This is a genomic window from Candidatus Margulisiibacteriota bacterium (assembly GCA_041650635.1).
In the GTDB taxonomy this organism is placed as follows: domain Bacteria; phylum Margulisbacteria; class WOR-1; order JAKLHX01; family JBAZKV01; genus JBAZKV01.
In genome coordinates this window covers 1-20,940 of record JBAZKV010000017.1, presented here as the reverse complement: position 1 = coordinate 20,940, position 20,940 = coordinate 1, and the positions used below count along the sequence as shown (strand labels likewise).

The 20,940-nt window shown below is 50.8% G+C and carries 22 protein-coding genes; 18 read left to right on the top strand and 4 right to left on the bottom strand.

The window, feature by feature from the left end:
* Positions 1–5 precede the first annotated feature (5 nt).
* From WC490_05840 to aroF, 13 genes are read left to right on the top strand one after another with little or no spacing between them, the layout of a single operon-like run.
* Positions 6–752, top strand: coding sequence for a hypothetical protein (locus WC490_05840; protein MFA5098126.1), 747 nt, complete (start codon positions 6–8; stop codon positions 750–752).
* On the top strand, positions 749–1,420 hold the full coding sequence (ricT, locus tag WC490_05835) for a regulatory iron-sulfur-containing complex subunit RicT (protein MFA5098125.1): 672 nt from the start codon (positions 749–751) through the stop codon (positions 1,418–1,420). The genes WC490_05840 and ricT overlap by 4 nt, the downstream gene beginning before the upstream one ends.
* On the top strand, positions 1,417–1,755 hold the full coding sequence (locus tag WC490_05830; GenBank protein ID MFA5098124.1) for an HIT domain-containing protein: 339 nt from the start codon (positions 1,417–1,419) through the stop codon (positions 1,753–1,755). The genes ricT and WC490_05830 overlap by 4 nt, the downstream gene beginning before the upstream one ends.
* 54 nt (positions 1,756–1,809) lie before the next feature.
* Complete coding sequence (rpsU, locus tag WC490_05825; GenBank protein MFA5098123.1) at positions 1,810–2,010, top strand: 30S ribosomal protein S21; 201 nt, start codon at positions 1,810–1,812, stop codon at positions 2,008–2,010.
* Positions 2,001–3,083, top strand: coding sequence for an LptF/LptG family permease (locus WC490_05820; protein MFA5098122.1), 1,083 nt, complete (start codon positions 2,001–2,003; stop codon positions 3,081–3,083). Before rpsU ends, WC490_05820 begins: the two co-directional genes overlap by 10 nt.
* A 1-nt stretch (position 3,084) precedes the next feature.
* Positions 3,085–5,469, top strand: coding sequence for a tetratricopeptide repeat protein (locus WC490_05815; GenBank protein ID MFA5098121.1), 2,385 nt, complete (start codon positions 3,085–3,087; stop codon positions 5,467–5,469).
* A 15-nt stretch (positions 5,470–5,484) separates the two neighbouring features.
* Positions 5,485–6,642 carry a glycosyltransferase family 4 protein gene (locus tag WC490_05810; GenBank protein ID MFA5098120.1) on the top strand — a complete coding sequence of 386 codons (1,158 nt, stop codon included), beginning with the start codon at positions 5,485–5,487 and terminating at the stop codon, positions 6,640–6,642.
* Complete coding sequence (gene galE, locus WC490_05805) at positions 6,639–7,628, top strand: UDP-glucose 4-epimerase GalE (protein ID MFA5098119.1); 990 nt, start codon at positions 6,639–6,641, stop codon at positions 7,626–7,628. Before WC490_05810 ends, galE begins: the two co-directional genes overlap by 4 nt.
* A gap of 18 nt (positions 7,629–7,646) precedes the next feature.
* Complete coding sequence (locus WC490_05800) at positions 7,647–8,771, top strand: glycosyltransferase (GenBank protein ID MFA5098118.1); 1,125 nt, start codon at positions 7,647–7,649, stop codon at positions 8,769–8,771.
* Positions 8,772–8,823: 52 nt separating this feature from the next.
* A complete protein-coding gene (locus WC490_05795; GenBank protein ID MFA5098117.1) occupies positions 8,824–10,281 on the top strand; it encodes an S-layer homology domain-containing protein in 1,458 nt (485 codons plus the stop codon).
* 3 nt (positions 10,282–10,284) lie between these two features.
* Positions 10,285–11,007, top strand: a complete 723-nt coding sequence (locus WC490_05790; GenBank protein MFA5098116.1) for a biotin--[acetyl-CoA-carboxylase] ligase — start codon at positions 10,285–10,287, stop codon at positions 11,005–11,007.
* A 4-nt stretch (positions 11,008–11,011) separates the two neighbouring features.
* A complete protein-coding gene (aroH, locus tag WC490_05785) occupies positions 11,012–11,404 on the top strand; it encodes a chorismate mutase (protein MFA5098115.1) in 393 nt (130 codons plus the stop codon).
* 17 nt (positions 11,405–11,421) lie between these two features.
* Complete coding sequence (aroF, locus tag WC490_05780; protein ID MFA5098114.1) at positions 11,422–12,441, top strand: 3-deoxy-7-phosphoheptulonate synthase; 1,020 nt, start codon at positions 11,422–11,424, stop codon at positions 12,439–12,441.
* Here aroF and hflX read toward each other — a convergent pair.
* The 4 genes from hflX to plsY form a co-directional block, all read right to left on the bottom strand.
* The gene (gene hflX, locus WC490_05775) at positions 12,404–13,492 is read right to left on the bottom strand and encodes a GTPase HflX (GenBank protein MFA5098113.1); all 1,089 of its coding nucleotides are present in this window, start codon (positions 13,490–13,492) and stop codon (positions 12,404–12,406) included. The two genes, aroF and hflX, sit on opposite strands and share 38 nt — an antisense overlap.
* Before the next feature lie 36 nt (positions 13,493–13,528).
* Positions 13,529–14,794: an alanine dehydrogenase gene (locus WC490_05770; GenBank protein MFA5098112.1), complete on the bottom strand. Its 1,266-nt coding sequence runs from the start codon at positions 14,792–14,794 to the stop codon at positions 13,529–13,531.
* Positions 14,795–14,885: 91 nt separating this feature from the next.
* Complete coding sequence (locus WC490_05765; GenBank protein ID MFA5098111.1) at positions 14,886–15,893, bottom strand: NAD(P)H-dependent glycerol-3-phosphate dehydrogenase; 1,008 nt, start codon at positions 15,891–15,893, stop codon at positions 14,886–14,888.
* A gap of 63 nt (positions 15,894–15,956) precedes the next feature.
* Positions 15,957–16,565, bottom strand: a complete 609-nt coding sequence (gene plsY / locus WC490_05760; protein ID MFA5098110.1) for a glycerol-3-phosphate 1-O-acyltransferase PlsY — start codon at positions 16,563–16,565, stop codon at positions 15,957–15,959.
* A gap of 156 nt (positions 16,566–16,721) precedes the next feature.
* Between plsY and WC490_05755 the strand changes: the two genes are divergently transcribed.
* From WC490_05755 to purD, 5 genes are all read left to right on the top strand, one after another.
* On the top strand, positions 16,722–17,051 hold the full coding sequence (locus tag WC490_05755; GenBank protein ID MFA5098109.1) for a hypothetical protein: 330 nt from the start codon (positions 16,722–16,724) through the stop codon (positions 17,049–17,051).
* A 271-nt stretch (positions 17,052–17,322) separates the two neighbouring features.
* Positions 17,323–17,883, top strand: coding sequence for an elongation factor P (gene efp, locus WC490_05750; protein ID MFA5098108.1), 561 nt, complete (start codon positions 17,323–17,325; stop codon positions 17,881–17,883).
* A gap of 56 nt (positions 17,884–17,939) precedes the next feature.
* Positions 17,940–18,377 (top strand): acetyl-CoA carboxylase biotin carboxyl carrier protein, encoded by a 438-nt coding sequence (accB, locus tag WC490_05745; protein ID MFA5098107.1) that lies wholly within the window; start codon positions 17,940–17,942, stop codon positions 18,375–18,377.
* A 1-nt stretch (position 18,378) separates the two neighbouring features.
* On the top strand, positions 18,379–20,085 hold the full coding sequence (gene recJ / locus WC490_05740; protein ID MFA5098106.1) for a single-stranded-DNA-specific exonuclease RecJ: 1,707 nt from the start codon (positions 18,379–18,381) through the stop codon (positions 20,083–20,085).
* A partial coding sequence (purD, locus tag WC490_05735; GenBank protein ID MFA5098105.1) for a phosphoribosylamine--glycine ligase occupies positions 20,082–20,940 on the top strand: 859 nt, incomplete at its 3' end. The genes recJ and purD, both read left to right, overlap by 4 nt.

The window sequence follows — 20,940 nt, the reverse complement described above, 5'->3', positions numbered from 1 at the left end:
ACATCATGGAATTTACCCGGGTAAAAGGGGAGCAAAGAGCAAAAAGGATGCTTTTTGGCTCTTTTGAGAACAAAAGGATACCTAGCGCGTTCCTTTTCTGCGGGCAGAATTTGGCCGAAATGAGGCAAATAGCCGTTGATTACTCCTCCCTTCTTAACTGCCACACGCTTTGCGGAAAATGCAGTTCCTGCTCCAAGATAAAAAAAGGCATTCATCCGGATGTTCTGGAGGTTGAGCCAAGAGAAGACAGGCAGACGGTAGGAATAGAACAGATCTGGGAGCTTCAGGAACTCATAAAATACGGGCCTTCCGAGGGAGCGTATTTTGTAGTGCTGATGAACGAAAGCGAAAGGCTGACCAAGGAGGCTTTTAACTGCCTTCTTAAAACACTTGAAGAGCCCCCCAAAAAAGTATTGTTCATTTTAACCAGCGCAAGAGAGGACCATCTGCCCAAGACCGTGGTCTCAAGGTGCCAGAAGATACTCTTCACTAATCCGGAGGAAGAAGAAGCTCCTTGGAAGGTCAAACTGCCGTCAGGGCAGCTGTCGTCATTTTTGTCGTTCTCTAAGGAGCTGGCAGCGGACAAGGAAACTCTCATGCCAAAGCTTTATGCTGTTGCCAAACACCTCTTTGGCTTAAAAAGGTTCTCGGACTCAAGGATAGTGCTTGATACTGCAAGGGACATAAAAAGAAAGGCCAACAAGAGGATAGCGCTTGACCACATGGCGCTGCGGCTGGGCGGGGCATTATGAAACTGCTGGGCATAAAATTCAGGAAGTTCAACAATATAACGCCGCTTAAGGGCTACAAAGATGACGAGCTCAAGGTGGGGCATGCGGTGGTAGTCGAGACCGACCGCGGCACGGAGTTCGGCTGGATAGTGTCGGTCAAGGACGAGCACGACAGGCATCCCGGTTCCGACATAAAGCTGCGCAAGGTCATCAGGTACGCTTCCGACAAAGACATCGAAAAGGAAAGAGAGCTCATTTCCAAAGAAAGAGAGGCGTACTGCACGGTCTGCTCCAAAATGCGCGAATACGAAGCCCCGGTAAAAGTGCTGCAGCTGGAGTACCTGTTCGACATGAGCCGTCTGATACTTTATTACAAGATAACCGACCAGAAAAAGACCGTCAACCTTAAAGAGATCTCCAGAGAACTGTCGGGATCACTTGCAACAAAGGTGGAACTGCGCCAGATAAGCTCCCGCGACGAGACCCGCCTGTTCTCGGGTGTGGGACCGTGCGGAAGGGCGTTCTGCTGCAGCACCTTCCTGGAGGATTTTCCCAGAGTGACGGTAAAAATGGTAAAGGAGCAGGGGATACAGATAAGCCAGACCAAGACTTCGGGGATTTGCGGAAAGCTGCTTTGTTGTCTACAATATGAGTATGAGCCCAAAGGCTCGGGAGGGGAAAAAAGTTGAGCGGCTGCATCTTCTGCAGGATCGCCTCGGACGATAAGGCCCCTGGGGTCGTTTACAGCGATGACAGGGTGGTGTGTTTTAACGATATCGATCCAAAGGCTCCCGTGCACATACTGGCAGTTCCAAGAAAGCATATTGAAAAACTTGAGGATGCCACTGATGCTGTATTGCTTGAAGCGCTTCATAAAGCCATCCGTCATCTGGTAAAGGAAAAAGGCCTTGACAAGGCCGGCTACAGGGTAATTGTCAATTCCGGTGCAGACGGAGGGCAGGCCGTGCCCCATTTGCATTTTCATCTTTTGGGGGGCAGGCACATGAACTGGCCCCCGGGTTGAAGGTGTCCGCATTACAGCGAATAGAAAAGTGATATAAGAAATGAGGTGAGTATTTTGGTCAGAGTTGAGGTAAGAAAAGAAGAACCCATAGACAAGGCGCTCAGAAAGTTCAAGAGCAAGATAAAAAGAGAAGGCATTATAGAAGAGATGAAGAGGAGAGAGTTCTATGAAAAGCCTTCGCAGAGAAAGAGAAGACAGCTGGCGCAGGCGGTCAAAAGGGAAAAAAGGCGTCTGAGAGAACAAGAGTGGCAATAAAGATACTTGACCGCTATCTTATCAGCGAACTTTTTCTTCCTTTTTTGGCGGGGATAGCTGGTTTTGTGCTGATAATGACCATTGACCTGCTGTTCACCTTTACGGACCTTATAATCAACAACGGAGTGCCGTTCTTGGCGGTGCTTCGCTTGCTGATCTATAAACTGCCTTCCATAATGGTGCTGACCTATCCTGTGTCCTTTCTTTTTGCCACCGCGATAGTGTTCGGACGGCTCTCCAGGGACAACGAATTGACAGCCCTAAGGACCTCGGGGATCAATTTTTTCCGCATCTGCGCTCCGGTGCTCCTCGTGTCCCTGGCGGTCAGCGGACTGGCGTTCTTTACCAACGAAACGCTGGTGCCTCTGTCCAACAAGGTGTCAGAAAAGATCATAAGGCAGATCATCTTTAAACAGCCTCCCCCGGACATAAAAGAGAGGGTCTTTTTCAAGGACAACTTCAACCGGTTCTATTACATAAACAGGATCTTCCCCTCCCAGTCAAAAATGGAAGGGCTGATGATCTATGAAGTGTCCTCAGGAAAATATCCCAGAGTGATAACTGCAAAATCCGCCTCCTGGAAGGACGCCGACTGGATCCTGTATGAGGGAGTGATACACAATTATGACGACAGCGGCGCGCTTAAATATGAGGCCGGTTTTGAAAAGATGCGGATACTTGTTGCAGAAAATGTGATGAACTTTTCCCAGCCCAAGACCCCTCAGGAGATGAACAGTTCCGAACTGGGAGCCATGATATCTTTCCTTAAAAAAAGCGGTGTCAACACCAGCCAGCTGCTTACGGAGTTCCATATGAAATTCTCAGTACCGGCGGCAACCCTGGTGTTTGCGCTGATAGGGATCCCTTTAAGCCTGCCATCGCCGCGCGGGGGGAGGGCATGGGGGTTTGTGCTTTCGGTGGTCATTGTTTTCAGCTTCTATGTTTTTGCCTCGGTGTTCCGCTCCATGGGCAGGGGCGGGATGCTTGCCCCGCTGCTTGCTGCCTGGATACCGAGCGCGACTGTTGCAATTCTCGGATCTTTCCTTATAATAAAAGAGGGTATTTCTAAATAGAATGGAACAACAGGCGGAAGCCATTAAAAAAGCTCTGAAGAGGGACCCAAGGGACCCTTTGGCCCACAGGGACCTGGGCGCCTATTATCTTGGCAAAGGCAGCTATAAGGATGCAGCAAAAGAGTTCAAGCTGGCTTCCTCTTTTTCCCCCAGGCTGTTCTCTGATGCGGTCAACGCTTTTGAACTTGCCATCCAGAAGGACCTTGAGAACATAGACATAAGGCTGGGGCTGGTGGAGTACTACCTGTCGGTCGGAGAGCTTGAGGACGCGGTCATTGAGCTTGAAGAGCTTGTTGAGATCGCCCCCGAAGCTGCCGTCATCTATAACCTGCTGGGAAAGATCTATCTAAAACTGGGCAGGATAGACGGCGCCATAGAACTGCTTGAAAAGGCCATGAAGGCAGGCAAAGGCGAGGATTCGCTCCTTGAAGCCCTGGCCTCCGCTTATATAGAACGGGAAAGACACACAGAGGCGATATCCCTGTATGAGCAGCTTATGGAGAACAAGCCGGGCAGCGTGCAGGCTGCAAGGACCCTGACGGAGCTCTACGCAAGGATCAAGGCTCCCGGAAAGGCGGCCGCGCTTATACTTAAGATGGCAGGAGAAGACCCGGAAACGGTAACGGAGGCCTGTGAAAAACTGGAGGCAATAGTTGAAAAGTGGCCGGGCGATCCAGGTGTAAGACTGAAGCTTGCAGAAGTGTATTTCAGGAGCCTTAAACCGGAAGAAGGAGCCAGGCAGATCTCTTTGGCGCTTGAGGCAGACCCTTCGTGCAACGAGGCCTCGATAGGCCTGCTCAAAAAGTTCCTTCCATCCTATCCGGAAAACCGCAGCATAACGCTGCAGCTGGCAAAGTGCCTTGTCGGCAAAGGCTCTTTCAGCGAGGCCGCCGAGCTTTATAACCGGTTATTCAAGGCCGATCCCGCGCTTGCCGATACTTGTATGGATGGACACCTTGCCATCGTTAAGGCCTATCCGGACCAGGCCATCTCCCACAGAAGCCTTGCCGAGATCTACATGTTCAAAGAACAGACGGAGAAAGCCCTTGAAGAATATGCGGCTGTTGCAAGGCTTGATCCGGCCGAGACCGACGAAATAGAAAAAAAGTGCAGGGAACTGCTAAAGCAGGACCCCAAAATGACGAAGGCCCTTCTGGTGCTTTCGCAGTCATTCCTTTCGGGCGGAGAATGCCGCAAGGCTATTGCCATGGCGGAAGAATACCTGCAGAAGGGAAAACCGCTTGCGGACGCCTACCTGATACTGGGACAGGCCTACCACAAATTGAATATCTATAACAGGGCAGGGGACTCCTTTAGGTCGGCGCTGAAACTGGCGCCTTACGACAGGTCTATACAGGAAAAATACCGGGCCTCCAGCGAAAAAGAAACGGACCTCGAGGTCTCCTCTGTAAAGGCAAAAGTTGAGCAGGATTCCTGGAGAGTGGCTCTCAACATAGACCTGGCAAAAGTTCTGCTCAAAAAACGCAATTTTGAGGCGGCGATTCGGCATCTGCAGAATTCCCTTAAGGACACCACCAGGGCGCACCTGGCACACAAACTGATGGGGCAGGCTTTCAAGGAGCAGGGCAGCTTTGAGATGGCAAAGGTCCAGTTCGAAAAATCCCTGGAGGCAAAAGCGCCGGACAGCGAGGCATCCGTTAATGAGGCAAGAGCGCTTCTGGGCAGCTGTTATGAGGCCATGGGGGATGTCCACAGGGCTCTTGCATGCTACGAGGCTGTGCTTGCATGCGACATAGGTTTGGGTGACTTGTCCAGGAGGGCGGAACTTCTGGGGCAGGCAAACCCGGCTTCGGTCAGGAACAAAGCCGCGGCGCTGGTTTTTGCTCTCGACGACCTGGAAAAACCGATCGCTCTCTGGGCAAGGGACCTTAGAAGGTCAAGGCTTTTAGATGATGAGGACCTTACCTCCATGTCTTTTGGACAGGACCAGAACAACAAAGGCTTTGACCGCCTGCTTAAGGGGCATCTTAAAGCCGCCGAAGAGGAATTCCTTCTTGCAAGCCAGCTGGATGCGGGGCTGTACCCGGCACTCAACAATCTGGCGGCCATAAACATCATGTCTAAAGAACTTGACAGCGCACTGCCCCGCCTTTTTGAGGTTTCCAGCCAGGATGGCGGCAGTCCGGCCTACAGGAACAACCTTGGGGTCTGCTATCTGCTAAAGGGCGACCTGTCTTCGGCCGAAAAAGAGTTCAAAGCAGCCCTTAAGAACGATAAGGATTTTGGTCCCGCCAACCTTAACCTTGGGGACCTGGAAATGAAGAGAAATAAGATAAAGGAGGCGCTTACCTACTATAAAAAGATCGGCAGGTTCGATCCGCTGTTCGAGACGGCGTCAAGAAGGCTGCAATACTGGACGGTATAAAAAGGAGGCAGGAAAATGAAGATAGCCATGTGCGTTCCTTTCTTTTTCCCTCATTTCGGAGGGACCGAAAAATATGTGAAGGACCTTTCGCTTGAACTGGTATCCAGAGGCCACGAAGTGACCGTCATCACCAACAATGTCCCCAAAGAAGCGGGCGCTCCTTCAAGAGAGAACATGGAAGGCCTGAGCGTTATCCGTCTTGATGCAATGAACTTCATCTATCTTCCGGTCTCTTTCAAGTTCAATCTTTCGATGCTCAAGGGATTTGACCTGGTCCATTCCCACTGCCCCGCGTTCGGTTTTACAAGGGCGATACGCAACAGGCTCAGGGTCCCGCACATCGTTACCTATCACTGCGACACCACAATATCCGAGAACTTTCTGGGAAGAAAAATGCCCAAATGGCTGATCAAATCGGTCGAGGAGCTGACCAACATGTACGCGAGGTGGGTGCTGCCAAAGGTGGATGTGATAATCAACACTACCGAAAGCTATGCTTCCACATCTCCGGTCATGAAAACCCTTCCGCATAAGGCTGTCCCAATAGGGATACATTATGAACTGTTCGACGCTTCAGCTAAGAAGCAGGGCCTTTCAGAAGCTTCCCGCGACAGGAAAAAAGTCCTGTTCCTGGGAAGGTTCGCTTCCAACAAAGGCATAGACTACCTTGTCAGGGCTATCCCTCTTGTCCTCAAAGAGGTGCCGGACGCCAAGTTCGTCCTTTGCGGCGACGGGGAAGAAAAACCGCATATAGAGGAATTTATAGACAAAGTCGGGGTAAGGTCTCATATAGAGTTCCGCGGCAAAGTGAACCTTGATGAGATGGTTCAGCTTTATTCAACCGCTGCCATGTATGTCTTCCCATCAATAAACAGGCTTGAGGCTTTCGGGATAGTTCAGCTGGAGGCCATGTCGTGCAGCACTCCCGTTATCGCATCCAACATACCCGGCGTCAACAATGTGATGGAGGTCGGAAAGAGCGGCCTGCTGGTGGAGCCCAGGGATATCGAGGGGCTGTCGGCGGCTATCATCAAACTGCTTAAAGACCCTGAACTGGCAAGGAGCATGGGGGTAAGAGGCCGTCAGCTGGTTGAAACAAAATACAATTGGAAGACTATCGGCGATCAGATAGAAGCGATCTATCTTGAAGCACTGAAAGGCAAAAAAAAGTGAAGGTCCTTGTGACCGGCGGCGCCGGCTTTATAGGGGGCTGCACCGTAAGGGACCTTTTGAAGAGCGGACATGAGGTGTTGGTTTTTGACAACCTCTGCTGCGGGCACAGGCAGATCCTTCCCAAAGGTATCGAGCTTATCATCGGGGACATCAGGGAAGAAGAAAGCATAAGGAAAGCCCTGTCCGGCCGCGGGTTTGACGCGGTCATGCATTTTGCGGCTTTCACGATCGTTCCCGAATCCGTGGAGGACCCCGCCAAGTATTTTGAGAACAATGTCCGGGGCTCGATAAATGTGATGAATGCAATGGCAAAGGAAGGAGTTGGGCTCTTTGTGTTCTCCTCTTCTGCCGCGGTTTACGGAGCACCCAAAAAGATACCGATAGTTGAGACAGAGCCTACTCTTCCGGAAAATACTTACGGCCAGACCAAACTTACGATAGAGGAATATCTGAAATGGTACGAAGCCCCTTACGGGATAAAGCATGTTTGCCTAAGATATTTTAATGCGGCCGGAGCCGATCTTGAAAATGATATCGGGGAGGACCGGGAGGTTGAAACACATCTTATCCCGCTGGTGCTTCATGCCGCTTCCGGCGCCAGAAAAGATGTCAAGGTGTTCGGCACCGACTACCCGACCCCGGACGGCACCTGTATCAGAGACTATATACATGTAAAAGACCTGGCATCAGCGCATGTTCTTGCCCTAGAAAAACTCTCAAAAACTAAGCAGAGCGCTGTCTACAATCTTGGGTCGGAGAGCGGGTTCTCGGTAAGGCAGATAGTGGAAGCCGCAGAGAAGATAACTAAGAAAGGCATAAATGCGGTGGACTCTCCCAGAAGGGCAGGGGACCCTCCCGCCCTGATAGCCAGTTCCGCAAAGATAAAAAGCGCCCTGGGCTGGCAGCAGAAGCACTCCACTATAGAAAAGATCATATCCGATACCTGGGAATGGCATTTAAAGCACCCGCAGGGATACAAAAAGTAAGCGGCAAGGAGGGGTTCAGTGAAAAAGAAGATATTCTATCTGTTCTCTGACACGGGAGGAGGGCACCGCAGCGCTGCCACCTCGCTGATGAGGGCCGTTGAAGAGCTGGAAGGAAAGAACGCGCCCCTTCAGGAAATGGTGGATGTGTTCTCTGAATGCAGTAAGTTCCTCAACCTATTTGCAAAGCTTTACGGGCCTGTGATCAAGTATTCCCCAAAAATGTGGGGAGTGCTCTATTACTGGCTTAACGACCTTAAGAAGCTGCAAAACCTTGAAAAGATCGCAAGGCCCTTTATCGTTAAAGAACTGGCCGCGCTTTTGAGCAAGAGAAAACCGGATGTTGTAGTGTCGGTCCATCCCATGTTAAACCACATAACGGTGGCGGCAATGCGGCAGGCGGGCAGAGTGGTCCCCATGATAACGGTGATCACCGATCCGGTCAGCATTCACGCGGCCTGGGTCTGTCCGGAAGTGGATCTCATAATAGTGGCCACCGAAAAAGCCAAAGAGCTTGCCGTAAAATACGGCGCCCCGCCATCCAAGGTCAAACTTATCGGGCTTCCCATAGATCCAAAGTTCAGCAGGCCGTCAAAAGAAAAAGGCAGGCTGCGCTCGGACCTGGGGCTCTTTCCCAAATTGTTCACCGTGCTCATGATGGGCGGAGGAGAGGGCGGCGGCAGCATCTACGAGACGGCGGCGGCGCTCAACCATTCAAAAGTGCAGGCTCAGCTGATAATAGTTGCCGGCAGGAACGAAAAATTGAAACGCAGGCTGGAAAAAGCCGCGCCTAAGTTCCGGATGCCGATGAAGGTCTACGGCTTTACCAACGAAGTGCCGGACCTGATGAGCGCCTCCGACATCATAATAACAAAAGCCGGGCCGGGCTCTATAGCCGAAGCCCTTGCCAAGGAGCTTCCCTTGATAATCACCAGCTGGCTGCCCGGACAGGAAGAAGGCAATGTTGAATTTGTCCTGAAAGAAGGGCTTGGTGTAGTTGCAAAGGACCACAGGAAGATATCAAAGGTCGTCACCAGCATCTCCAGGCCGCAGACCTACGCCAGGTATTTAAAGAATATCCGCCGCGCCAGCGACCCCAAAGCAGGCTTTAAGATAGCCAAAACGATCCTGAGCTTTCTCCGGTGAACATTTACATCCAATTCGGGAAATGATATTCTAAAGAGCGGGAGGTCCAATAATGAAGAGAGCGTTGGTATTAATTCTTGCGCTGTGTCTGATGTCCTGCCCCGTTTCTGCGGCGGCAAAGAGCATTAAAGGAAAAAAAGCGGAAAAACCTTCGATAGAAGAGTTCCGTTTCAGGGATGTGCCTGACACCCACTGGGCCGCAAAAGCGGTCTATCGTCTGGTAAAGATGGGAGTGACCCAGGGTTATCCCGACGGGACCTTTAGAGGCAACAAGAACATCACCAGGTTCGAGACCGCCCTGTTCCTTTCCAAGCTTGCCGACAGCACCGGCGCCGCGGGGATGGAAAAGCTTTCGGCGGAACTGAGGTCCGAACTCAAAGAACTGAAGGCCGAGATGGAGGAGCGCAATCCTTACAGATTGTCCGGCTATTATGAAACAAAGATGTTCATCGGCAATGTGCTTGCCAACAATAACACGGGGGCTCCGCACGGACCGGTCATAAATTACAGGGTAAAAACTGCTCTTGAGTCCTCTCCGAGGCCCGACAGCTCTCTTAAGATAAACCTGGACACCATGGACGCCGGCTACTACGGAGGCTACCAGGATATCGCCACTAAACTTTTTGATATCGAAGGCGTACTTAAGATGGACGCTCCCATCCCGATGGTGTTCAAGGCCACCAGCGGCCCCGGTCCGCAGCAGCATCTTTACAACAGCCCGGTAATGCCTTCGGAATACGGGATAACCTATGTGAGGCCCTATAACAGCCTGGGAGTTTCTGCCAAAGTTTATGGTTCGGATCTTGGCTTTTCCTACACCGCGCACAATGTCAGCACCAACGACGCGGTCACCCCGGGACAGGTGGGAGCGGGACAGTACACGGGCTCGCTTGCATGGGACACAAAACTTCCTGTCATTAACAGGACAAGAGTTACACTGTCAGGCGATTACTTTGTGAAAGACAATACAGCCGGACAGCTGGCTTCTTTTATGCCAAAAATAGAACTTGCCTCCGATCCGTCCGAAAAAGTAAAATTCTCTGCGACTGTGGCGGGAGGGGCGTTTAGGTCATTTACGCATTCAAACCTCATGCTGAAGGCCGGGCTTGCGCTGCTGGACCATTTCAATTCCGGGACCACGGCAGACATACAGCTGTTCCTTGTTGGAGGAAGGTATCTTACCGAGCCGCAGCAATTGGACCAGTGGTCGCTCATAGGTTACGATCCGTTTGACAGGCCCAGGGTGAACGGGGCAAGGGCCATCCAGGCAAAGATAACGCAAAGACTAGCGGACTCGCTTTCTCTGGGATTTAAGGGGAATATAGACCTGTCCTCAGATTACATGTACGGGCCGGGACATCTTAACTCAAGAATGACCTATGAGGCAGGCCTAAATATGGGAGATCCAGAAGGCTCCGTTGCAACTATTTCCTACAGGCTTGATATGGACCCCAATTCAGCAACTCCGAACACCGATCTTCTGATGTTCGGGCTCTCAAGCAGTTTTTAGCGGATGCAGGATACAGGCTTCAGGATAGAAAAGATCCTGAAATATGACAGGGTTTCCTCCACCAACGATGTCTGCCTTGAACTCATAGAAAAGGGCGAAAGGGAAGGGACCGCAGTGATCGCCCTGTCCCAGACGGGAGGCAGAGGAAGGAGGGGCAGAGCCTGGGTCTCACCTGAAAATGCAGGCTTATACCTTTCTTTCATTATGTCCGCTCCCCAAACCTACCCTCAGGGATTAGTTCCGCTGGCTCTTGCTCTATCCACTCTAAGGTGCGTGAAACAAAGAGCAGGCGCCGGATCTATCAAATGGCCCAATGATGTCCTTCTTAACGGCAAAAAGGTCGCTGGCTGTCTGGCCGAGGCAAGAAAAAAATTCATAATTGCCGGTATCGGGGTCAACCTGAACAATGAACCGCTCTCATTTCCTGAGCCTATAAAAATGACCGCCACCTCGCTTGAGATAGAAACGGGCCGGACGCAGGACAGGGAAATGTTCGCTGTCCTTTTGCTGTCAGAATTGGGGTCGGTATTTAGCGGGCTCGAAAAAACCGGCTCTGCGGATCTTCTTAAAGAACTCAAGACCTCATGCTCGACCCTTGGGACCAGCAGGCAGTATCTGGGCAAGGACGGCCCTGCCACCGGGACCGCAAGGGACATTGACAGCTCCGGCGGATTGATTATAGAGCGAAGCGATGGTAAAATTGAAGTGATATACTCGGGAGAGTGAACAAATGGCGGTAAGAGGCCTCAGAGGCGCGATAACGATAGACAAGAACGAAAAAGATGCGATCATCTTTGCAACGGAGATGCTGCTGGAAAAGATGATCTCTGTCAACAAGATCAAGGTAGAGGACATTGCCAGCATCATTTTTACAGTGACCCAGGACATAACAAAGGAATTCCCAGCCCTTGCGGCACGGGAACTGGGCTGGCTTTATACGCCGCTCATCTGCTGCGTGGAGATGGAAAGGGAGGGCAGCCTGAAAAAATGCATCCGTGTCCTGGTCCATTTGAACACGGACAAAAAGCAGAACGAAATAAAGCATGTTTATCTTGGGGGCGCAAAAGCGCTGAGGCCTGACCTTGCGAACCCCAAAAAGAACGAGTATTACACGAGCGAGTAAAGGGAAGGCAGCCAACAATGATAATAATAATGAAGCCCGGGGCAAGCGACGATCAGATAAACGGCGTTGCCGATAAACTTAAGGGGTTGGGCTTTGGAATTCATCTTTCAAAAGGGGTCGAGCAGACCATAATAGGCGCGATAGGGGACAAGACCACTCTGCAGGTAGAGACGCTCCAGATGATGCCCGGCGTATCAAAGATCGTTGCCGTAAGAAAACCCTATAAACTTGTAAGCCGGGAGTTCCATCCGCAGGACAGCGTGATAAATGTTGGGGCCGGACTAAAAATAGGGGCAGGATGCCCGGTGGTAGTTATGGCAGGCCCATGCTCGGTAGAAAACAGAGAACAGATACTGGCCACGGCCCGCGCGGTAAAAAACGCCGGCGCGCATATGTTAAGAGGCGGGGCTTTTAAGCCCAGGACTTCTCCCTACAGCTTTCAGGGCCTCGGGGAAGAAGGTCTTAAACTCCTTAAAGAAGCCAAAGAAGAAACGGGGCTTCCCATTGTTACCGAGGTTATGGACACCAGGGATGTTGCTTTGATAGTCAAATATGCTGACATGCTGCAGATAGGCGCAAGGAACATGCAGAATTTTAACCTGCTCAAGGAAGTTGGAAAGACCAAAAAGCCGATCCTGTTAAAAAGAGGCCTTAGCGCAACGCTGGAAGAACTGCTGATGTCCGCCGAGTACATAATGAGCGAGGGAAATAAGAATGTGGTCCTTTGCGAGCGGGGCATCCGCACTTTTGAGACATATACCAGGAACACTTTAGACCTCAGCGCTGTGCCTGCCATTAAAGAGCTCAGCCATCTGCCTGTGGTGGTGGACCCGAGCCATGCGGTAGGCAAATGGAGCCTGGTCTCATCCATGAGCAAAGCCGCGGTGGCCTCCGGCGCCGACGGGCTTATGATAGAGGTCTGCCCCAAACCGGAAGAGGCTTTTTCTGACGGCGCTCAATCACTTACGCCGGATAATTTCTCAAAATTGATGGAAGAGCTTAAGACAGTTGAGAGCGTTTCAGACAGGAGCAGATAGCCTCTTTTAGCTGCGCAAGCCCCTCTTTTTTTAAGGCGCTGATCTCTACCGCAGGACTGTATTTTTCGAGCAGCTTTTTTTCGACCATGCTATCCGGTCTGTCCCGCTTATTGAATACGGTTATGATGGGCTTATTGATCGTTTTGATCTCCTCCAGCACTCCGTAGACGGCGTTTATCTGCCCCTCTATGCTGCTGCTTGAGGAGTCCACCACATGCAAAAGCAGGTCCGCGTCCGATACTTCTTCGAGCGTGGCTTTGAAAGCATCTATAAGTTGATGAGGCAGTTTTTGGATAAAGCCCACAGTATCGGAGAGCAGTGCGTGCAGGTCCCCGGGAAGATACAATTTTCTTGTCGTGGTATCCAGCGTGGCGAACAATTTATCCTCTACCAGGACCTCCGACCTTGTCAGCGCGTTCATAAGCGAAGATTTTCCAGCATTGGTATAGCCGACAAGCGAGATCGCAGTAACCCCTGAAGATTTTCTGGACAGGTTCCTGGTGTGCCTTGTTTTTTTGAGAGTTTCAAGCTCTCTTTTTAACTCGGCCACTCTTTTCCTGATCTTTCTTCTGTCCTCTTCCAGCTTTGTTTCCCCCGGGCCCCTGGTGCCGATGCCTCCTCCCAGACGGGACATCAGTATGCCTTTCCCCGAAAGGCGGGTCAAAAGGAACTGCGACTGCGCCAGCTCTACCTGAAGCCGGCCTTCGCGGGTATGCGCATGGCGGGCAAAAATATCGATAATAAGTTCCGGCCTGTCCACCACTTTTACACCGATGGCTTCTTCAAGGTTCCTTTGCTGTGAGGCATGCAGTTCGTTGTCAAATATGATGAGGTTGGCTTTTCTTGCTTTTACCAGGTTCTTTAGTTCTTCCACTTTGCCCTTGCCGATGAAAGTTGTAAGGTCGGGTTTTTCTCTTCTCTGGACGATGGAGCCGGCGACAAAAGAGCCTGCGGTCTTTGCCAGGAGCGCAAGCTCTTCCATAGAACTTTCGATGCTTATCTCGTCCTGCGGGAAGGCGACCCCCGCAAGAACAGCGGTTTCTGTCGTCATTAAGACAATCTTACTTCAAAAAGCCATTTAGCACAATCAAAAACCGGAAAGAGGCTTAAATATTTCCATCAATTCCAGAGGCTCGGCCACCTCTTGCAGGGTCAAATGTCCATTCAAGGTATTAATACCTTTTGCCAGTTCGGGGTACTGCTCAAAAGCGCTTTCCCAGCCCCCTGCCATGGCCAGGGCGTATGGAAGGGTCCTGGCAGTGAGAGAGAGGGTCGAGGTCCTCGCGTGCTTTCCGGGCATGTTGGCTACGCAGTACATGACGGTCCCGGGAGTATCTATGTCCCCGTAGCCATGGACCCTGCCTTCCCGGTCCACGATAAAAGTTGGCTTTTCGTGCGTGGTCGCCCTGGTGTGGGACGAGATCCCGCCCTGGTCCACTGCCACATCCAAGATGATCCTTCCGCTCTGCATTGCGTAGAAGTGATCGCTTCCGATCAAGAGAGGCGCCGGGGCCCCCGGCCTTAAAGCGGCTCCGATAGTTGTATGCGCCCAGTCAAGCCCTTCCGCTACCGCGGCTTCATTAGAGAGCCCAACCTCCACAAAATTCGATCCTTTTGCGGCACGGTGGCCAAAGGAAAGCAAGTCGAAATAATTGTCATTATTTGCGGCTAGCCTTTCCAGATTGTTCCAAACCCTGTCTTCATTGATGTCCAGTATCCTTATGTTGGCCCCCAGTTTAAGGGATATCATTGCGGCGTTGGCGCCGACATTGCCTCCGCCAAGTACCAGTATGTTCTGCCTTTCCGCTATTTCAGGTATCCCCGACATCAACAGCCCCATGGCGCCGTTCGGAGCTCCTATTGCCGAAGCTTCCATAGGCGCCATTCTTCCCGCTATCTCGCTCATACAGGCAAGCATCGGGATAGAGCCGTCCTCTTTTTGTGCCGTCTCAAAAGCAAAACCGCAAACGCCTGAGGCTGCCGTGTCCCTTGCCAGGTCCAGATCCGAGGCAAGATGAAGATAGGTAAAAAGCACAAGGTCCGGCCGGAGGAAATCAAATTCGTTGACCGGATAGCGCAGCGGCTCTTTTACCTTTATTACCATGTCCGCATTTTTCCAGACAGCTGCGGGGCCTGTCAGTATTATTGCCCCTGCATCATGATAGCTCTGGTTGCTGAAGCCGCTTCTTATGCCGGCATCTTTTTCCACATATACTGTCCTGCCCATGCGGATAAAAGCTGCCGCTCCGGCAGGTGTAACTCCCACTCTTCCTTCCCCCTGCTTGATCTCCCTTACAACTCCTATGTTCCTGATCTGAGGCAGCCTGCTGATAATGGGGCCCATTCCTGACATATCGTTTCTCCTTTGATCTTGAATGCGGACACAGATACATCGGACCTCTTATCAGGAAATTTCAGGGTACCTTCGGGTTTTTTGGAAAACGCTACTCGCTCTTGAGTGAGCGGCCCATCAGGCTGGGGATCGACTCAGCGGGTTTTTTGCCTTCAAGAAGGACTTTATACACTTCTCTTGTTATTGGTATCTCAACTTCAAGTCTTTCCGCCAGTTTTAAGGCGGAAACGGAGGTGTCAACGCCTTCAGGGATAGCGTTCATGCTCTTTTGAATTTCAACCAGGGTCTTTCCTTTTGCCAGCTGTTCTCCAACAGAATGGTTCCTTGAAAGGCTGCTCTGGCAGGTGGTTATCAGGTCTCCGATCCCTGACAGGCCGGAAAATGTTCCCTGTTTTGCTCCTGCGGCTATTCCAAGCCTCTTGATCTCGGCCAGTCCGCGTACTATCAAGGCTGACTTCGCGTTGCTGCCCAGAGCCAGCCCGTCGCAGATCCCGGCAGCAATAGCGATAACATTCTTAAGTGCTCCTCCGAGCTCGACGCCTATCACATCATCGCTCGTGTAGATCCTGAACTTTTCGGTGTTCAAGATCTCCTGCAGTATCTTTGCAGTGTTATCATCCGAAGAGGCTATGACAGAAGCCGCCGGAAGACCCTGTGCAATTTCTTTTGAAAGGTTGGGGCCGGAGAGGGCCGCGACATTTTCTGCCTTTAGCAGTTCCTTTATTATTTCGGACGGCCTTTTTAGGGTATCCTTTTCTATCCCTTTAGTAGCGCTAAGTATCATCACATCCTTTGAGACAACAAGCCCCTTATCTTGATAGGTGTTCCTAATGTGCTGACAGGGGATAACGCTTATGATAACTTTTGAGTTGTTAAAGCTTTCTTCAAGGTCAGCCGTTGCTGTTATGTTCTTATGGAGTTTTATGCCGGGCAGGAACTTTTTGTTCTCTTTTGAGGAATTAATATCTTGCACTGTCTGCTCTTCAAAACACCACAAAAGGATATCGAGACCTTTTTTTGCCAAAAGGTCCGCCAAGGTAGTACCCCATGCGCCGGCGCCGATGATGGAGACGGACCTACATTGGTTGTTGTTAATCATAGGATTGTTATAGTACCTTTGTAGAGACGCCCGTCGGGGCGTCTCTACGGCACGCCGGCGCATTTATCTGTTTTTCCACGATATCCTATTTTCCGTACCGTTTATCAATCGTTTGATATTAGGCACATGTTTATATATGACATACGCGGCCAGCAAAAGGATCCCCCACGCGTAAGGGGCGGGCTGCCTTGTCGAGAACATAAGTATAGAAAGAAATACCGCGCCCGTCATCGAGGCAAGCGAGACATAACCTGTGAGAGCGATTATTCCCATTCCAAGCGCAAAGCACAGAACAAAATTATAAGGCGCGATGCCAAAGACCACGCCCAACCCGGTCGCAACACCCTTGCCGCCTTTGAATTTGAGGAACACGGAAAATGTGTGCCCCAGTATGACGGCGGCGGCGCAGGCAATAACCACCATAGGTTTGTCCAGTAGGGGCAGGTCGCGACCTGCCCCTACCAAAGTCACCGCAACATAACCCTTGAAAAAATCCAGAAAGAACACCGCAGTCCCTGCGGCAGGGCTTATGGACCTCCACACATTTGTCGCCCCTATGTTGCCGCTGCCGACTTTGGTCAGATCTATGCCTTTGGCCTTTGCGACAATATAGGCAAACGGCACAGAGCCAATAAGATATGAAAGCAGAACGATTATTGCCGTAATTGTCATCCCCATTTACTGGTCAATTATACCATTTGTGGAAATGAAATCATCGGCATATATTAACGATAATTATATACAGGGGGGCGGTAAGCTAAATCCTGTCTCAAGGATTAGAATCTAATCCGGGTCGATTGAGAGAAAACACAAAAAGGAGAAAAACAAATGGCGCAATCAATTTCGTCAGTACCATTGTCGCAACCGATGTTGCAGCAGAGAGCAATCGCAACAATAGCAAAAAGGTCTCTATTGGATCCGGGAAGGCAGTTTCCCAGAATGACAAAACAAATTCCGAGCATGCTTGAGATTAAAACTAGTGAAGCCTGGTCAAAATCCTTGCCCTGTTTGCCAAAGCTAATTGAACGAATGTTAGAATTGATCAGGAAAAATCATGCAACGAAGCAAATAGAACAGACCGAACCCGCGGGAGATAAAACAGCTGTTCCTGTGCAGATGCCGGATTGCCCTTTGATAGAGTTTACAGTAGAAGAATAGAAGGATCAGAGCACAAGATAAAGCCCTCACCCGCCAAAGCGGGGGGGGCTTTTTGTTTGGGTTGAACACTTGCCCTAATCTCCCTAATAAACCCCCTCTTAATCTTCCCCTTGTCAGGGGGAGAGATCAAAACTCCCCTTGCCCTGAAAAGGGGAAGGGGGATAGGGTTTAAATCGAGCCGAACCTTCAGGTTCGGGTTTACGCAGGAAGCGTTGAACACTTGCCCTCCATAATGTAAAATGAACATATCGATGAAGATCGGAGGATTTAGATGTCTATAGCGGTCACAGAGCTTCGTCCGGGCACTACGATCGAGCTTGACAAACAGGTGTTTACCGTTGTCGAATACAACCACATAAAGATGGGAAGGGGCGGGGCGATAGTGCGCGTCAAGTTAAAGAACCTGGATACCGGCAACTCCACAGAAAAGACCTTTAAATCAAACGATAAAGTTGAAAGAGCACATATCGAAAGAAAACAGATGCAGTTCATCTTTATCTCAGGGGACGAATACAATTTTATGGATCAGGAAACCTTTGAGCAGTTCGCCCTTACAAAGGACATAATAGGGGACGCGCCCAATTATATAAAAGAAGGCGACATTGTCCAGATCAACATGCACGAGGGAAGAGTTATAGGGGTGGAGCTGCCGGCCTCGGTGGCGCTTAAGGTCAAAGAGACAGGTTCGGGCTTTAAAGGGGACAGTGTTTCAAATATAATGAAGCCGGCAACGCTGGAGACCGGGTTTGTGACGCAGGTCCCGATGTTCGTCAAAGAAGGAGAGATGGTCCTGGTCAACACAAAGACCGGCGCGTATATAGAACGGGCATAACCCTTCGACTCCCCCTCGACAGGCTCGGGGTCGCTCAGGGTAAAAAGGAGAATATAATGGACTTTGAACAGATAAAGAAGATAATAAAGATAGCGGAAGAATCCGATGTATCCGGCCTGAGCGTGGAAAAGGACGGGTTCAAAGTGGAAGTTAAGCGCGACAAAGGACAGATCCATGCAGTTCATGTAGCCCCCCAGCATCAGGTTGCTCACAAAGTTGAAGTTCCCGCAGCAAAAAAGGATGAGGATGAAGGGCTGCTTGCAATAACCTCGCCAATGGTCGGCACCTTTTACCGTTCGCCTTCTCCTGACAGCCCGCCGTATGTTGAGGTCGGTTCCCAGGTGGAAAAAGGTAAGGTGGTTTGCATAATAGAAGCTATGAAACTTTTCAACGAAATAGAATCCGAGGTAAGCGGAAAGATCGTTAAGATACTTGTCGAAAACGGCAAGAGCGTGGAGTTCGGGCAAAAGCTGATGCTTATCAAGAAACCGTAAGATGAGCCTGCTAAACCGCAGATGGTTCCAGTATCCCCTCCAGGACGATCTTGCTGCTAAAATTGCCGGAGAATTCAGCATTTCCAGAACAACCTCCCAGGTCATCATCAACAGAGGCATAAAGACAACAGAAGAAGCCGCTTCTTTTATTAATCCCAGGCTTTCTGGCTTGAGGGACCCTTTTGAGATACCCGGCATGAAAAAGGCCGCCGGCAGAGTGCTGCTGGCAAGGGACAGGGGCGAAAAGGTGACCGTCTACGGCGATTTTGATGTTGACGGGGTAACTGCCACGGCCATAGTGGTGCTGGCCCTAAGAAAACTGGGCATAGAAACCTCTTATTATATCCCGCGCCGCTATGGCGAAGGCTACGGAATGCACGAAGAAGCCGTTTCAAAGATAGCAGACGATGGGACAAAGCTGATCGTTACGGTGGACTGCGGCATAACCAATGCAAAAGAGATAGAAAAAGCATCCTCCCTCGGCATGGATGTGATAGTGACAGACCACCACAACATACCAAAAAAACTCCCAAAAGCCTTTGCAGTTGTGGACCCAAAAATGATAGACGGGCCCCATCCGTCAAAGAACCTGGCGGGTGCCGGAGTTGCCTTCAAATTTATCTGGGCCGTTTTTAAAGAAGCGGGGATAAAAGATACAGCACTTATAAAGGAATATCTTGACCTGGCGGCCCTGGGGACAGTTGCGGATGTGGTGCCGCTGACCCAAGAGAACAGGATAATAACCGTGGCCGGTATGAAAGCGATAAACGAGAACAAAAGAGTGGGCATCAAGCAGCTGATCGGGGCAGCAGGTATCAAGGGAAGCGTTACTTCGCATAAGATCTCCTTTATGCTGGCCCCAAGGCTCAACTCTCCCGGAAGGCTCGAGCATGCGGGACTTTCGCTGGAGTTGCTGCTTGAAGAGGACCCCGTAAAAGCAGGCGAGATCGCCGCAAGGATAAACAAGGTCAATTCACAAAGGCAGGAGATAGGAAGCCTTATAGGGGAAGAGGCGCTTTCTTCAGTCAGCGGCCACGAGAACAAAAAGCTGCTTGTCCTTTCTTCTAAAGGATGGCATCCCGGGGTGATCGGGATAGTGGCATCCAAGATCTGCGAAAAATTCAACCGGCCCGCCATCCTCATCGGCATACACGAGGACAAGTGCAGAGGTTCGGCACGCAGCGTAGAGGGCTGCGATGTTTACGGCCTTCTGGCTTCCTGCTCCGATCTTTTTATGGACTTTGGCGGACACAGAGATGCGGCCGGATTTGAGATGAAGGCCGAGAACCTGGAAAGGCTCAAAGAAAGGCTCTCAAAGGAAGTGGATTCCCATATTTCCATAGAAAATCTTGCGGCCAAGACAAAGATCGACTGTGAACTTGAAAGCAGGGACATCAGCCTTTCCCTGGCGCAGGAAATGGCAAAACTGGAGCCTTTTGGGCAGGGGAACCCCCATCCGGTCCTGATGAGCAGAGGATTGAAGGTCATAAGCAAAAAGGGAGTTGGGACCGCAAAAAGACACCTCAAACTGAAACTTACCGACGGCAGAGAGCTTTTTGAGGCTATCGGGTTCGGGATAGGGGACATCTCGGAAAAGATAGCCCCAAACTCTTCCTTTGACTTTGCCTACAGCCTAAAGGTCAGCGACTGGAGCGGCTATGATGAGCCGGAGCTGGAATTGATAGACATAAGGAGGCAAAAGCAATGAAGATACTTGTAATAGGTTCGGGAGGCAGAGAGGCCGCTCTTTGCTGGAAGCTGAAACAGAGTCCAAGATGCAGCAAACTGTTCTGCTCTCCCGGGAATGCAGGCACCCTAGCCTATGCCGAGAACGTTACTCTTAAGGACAACGAAGCTATACTTGAATTTGCCGAAAAGAACGGCATAGACCTGACCGTGGTCGGACCCGAGCAGCCGCTGGTGGACGGCATTGCAGACCTTTTTGAGGCAAAGGGCAGGAAGATATTCGGCCCCAGCGCCGCTGCCGCACAGATAGAGGGAAGCAAAATATTTTCCAAGGACCTGATGAAAAAATACGGAATACCAACCGCATTCTACGGAGCTTTCTCGTCTTCCAAAGAAGCCCTTGGATTTCTTGAAAATAAGAGATTCCCGATCGTAATAAAAGCCGACGGGCTTGCCGCGGGCAAAGGAGTGATAATAGCCGAAAACAGAAGCCAGGCGGAAAAAGCCGTAAAAGAGATCCTGGACGAGAAACAGTTCGGAGAGGCCGGGGCAAGGCTGATAATAGAAGAATACCTTGAGGGGGAAGAAGCCTCAATACTCTGTTTTACTGACGGAAAAACAATAGTGCCCATGGAATCTTCCCAAGACCACAAAAGGATCTTTGATCAGGACCAGGGGCCTAACACAGGCGGGATGGGGGCTTACAGCCCGGCTCCGGTAATAACCCCGGAACTCCTTAAAAAGATCCAAAAAGAAATACTGCAGCCGACCATAGATGCGATGGCAAAGGAAGGCTGTTATTACAAGGGAGTGCTTTACGCAGGGCTGATGATGACAAAAGACGGGCCCAAGGTGCTTGAATACAACTGCAGGTTCG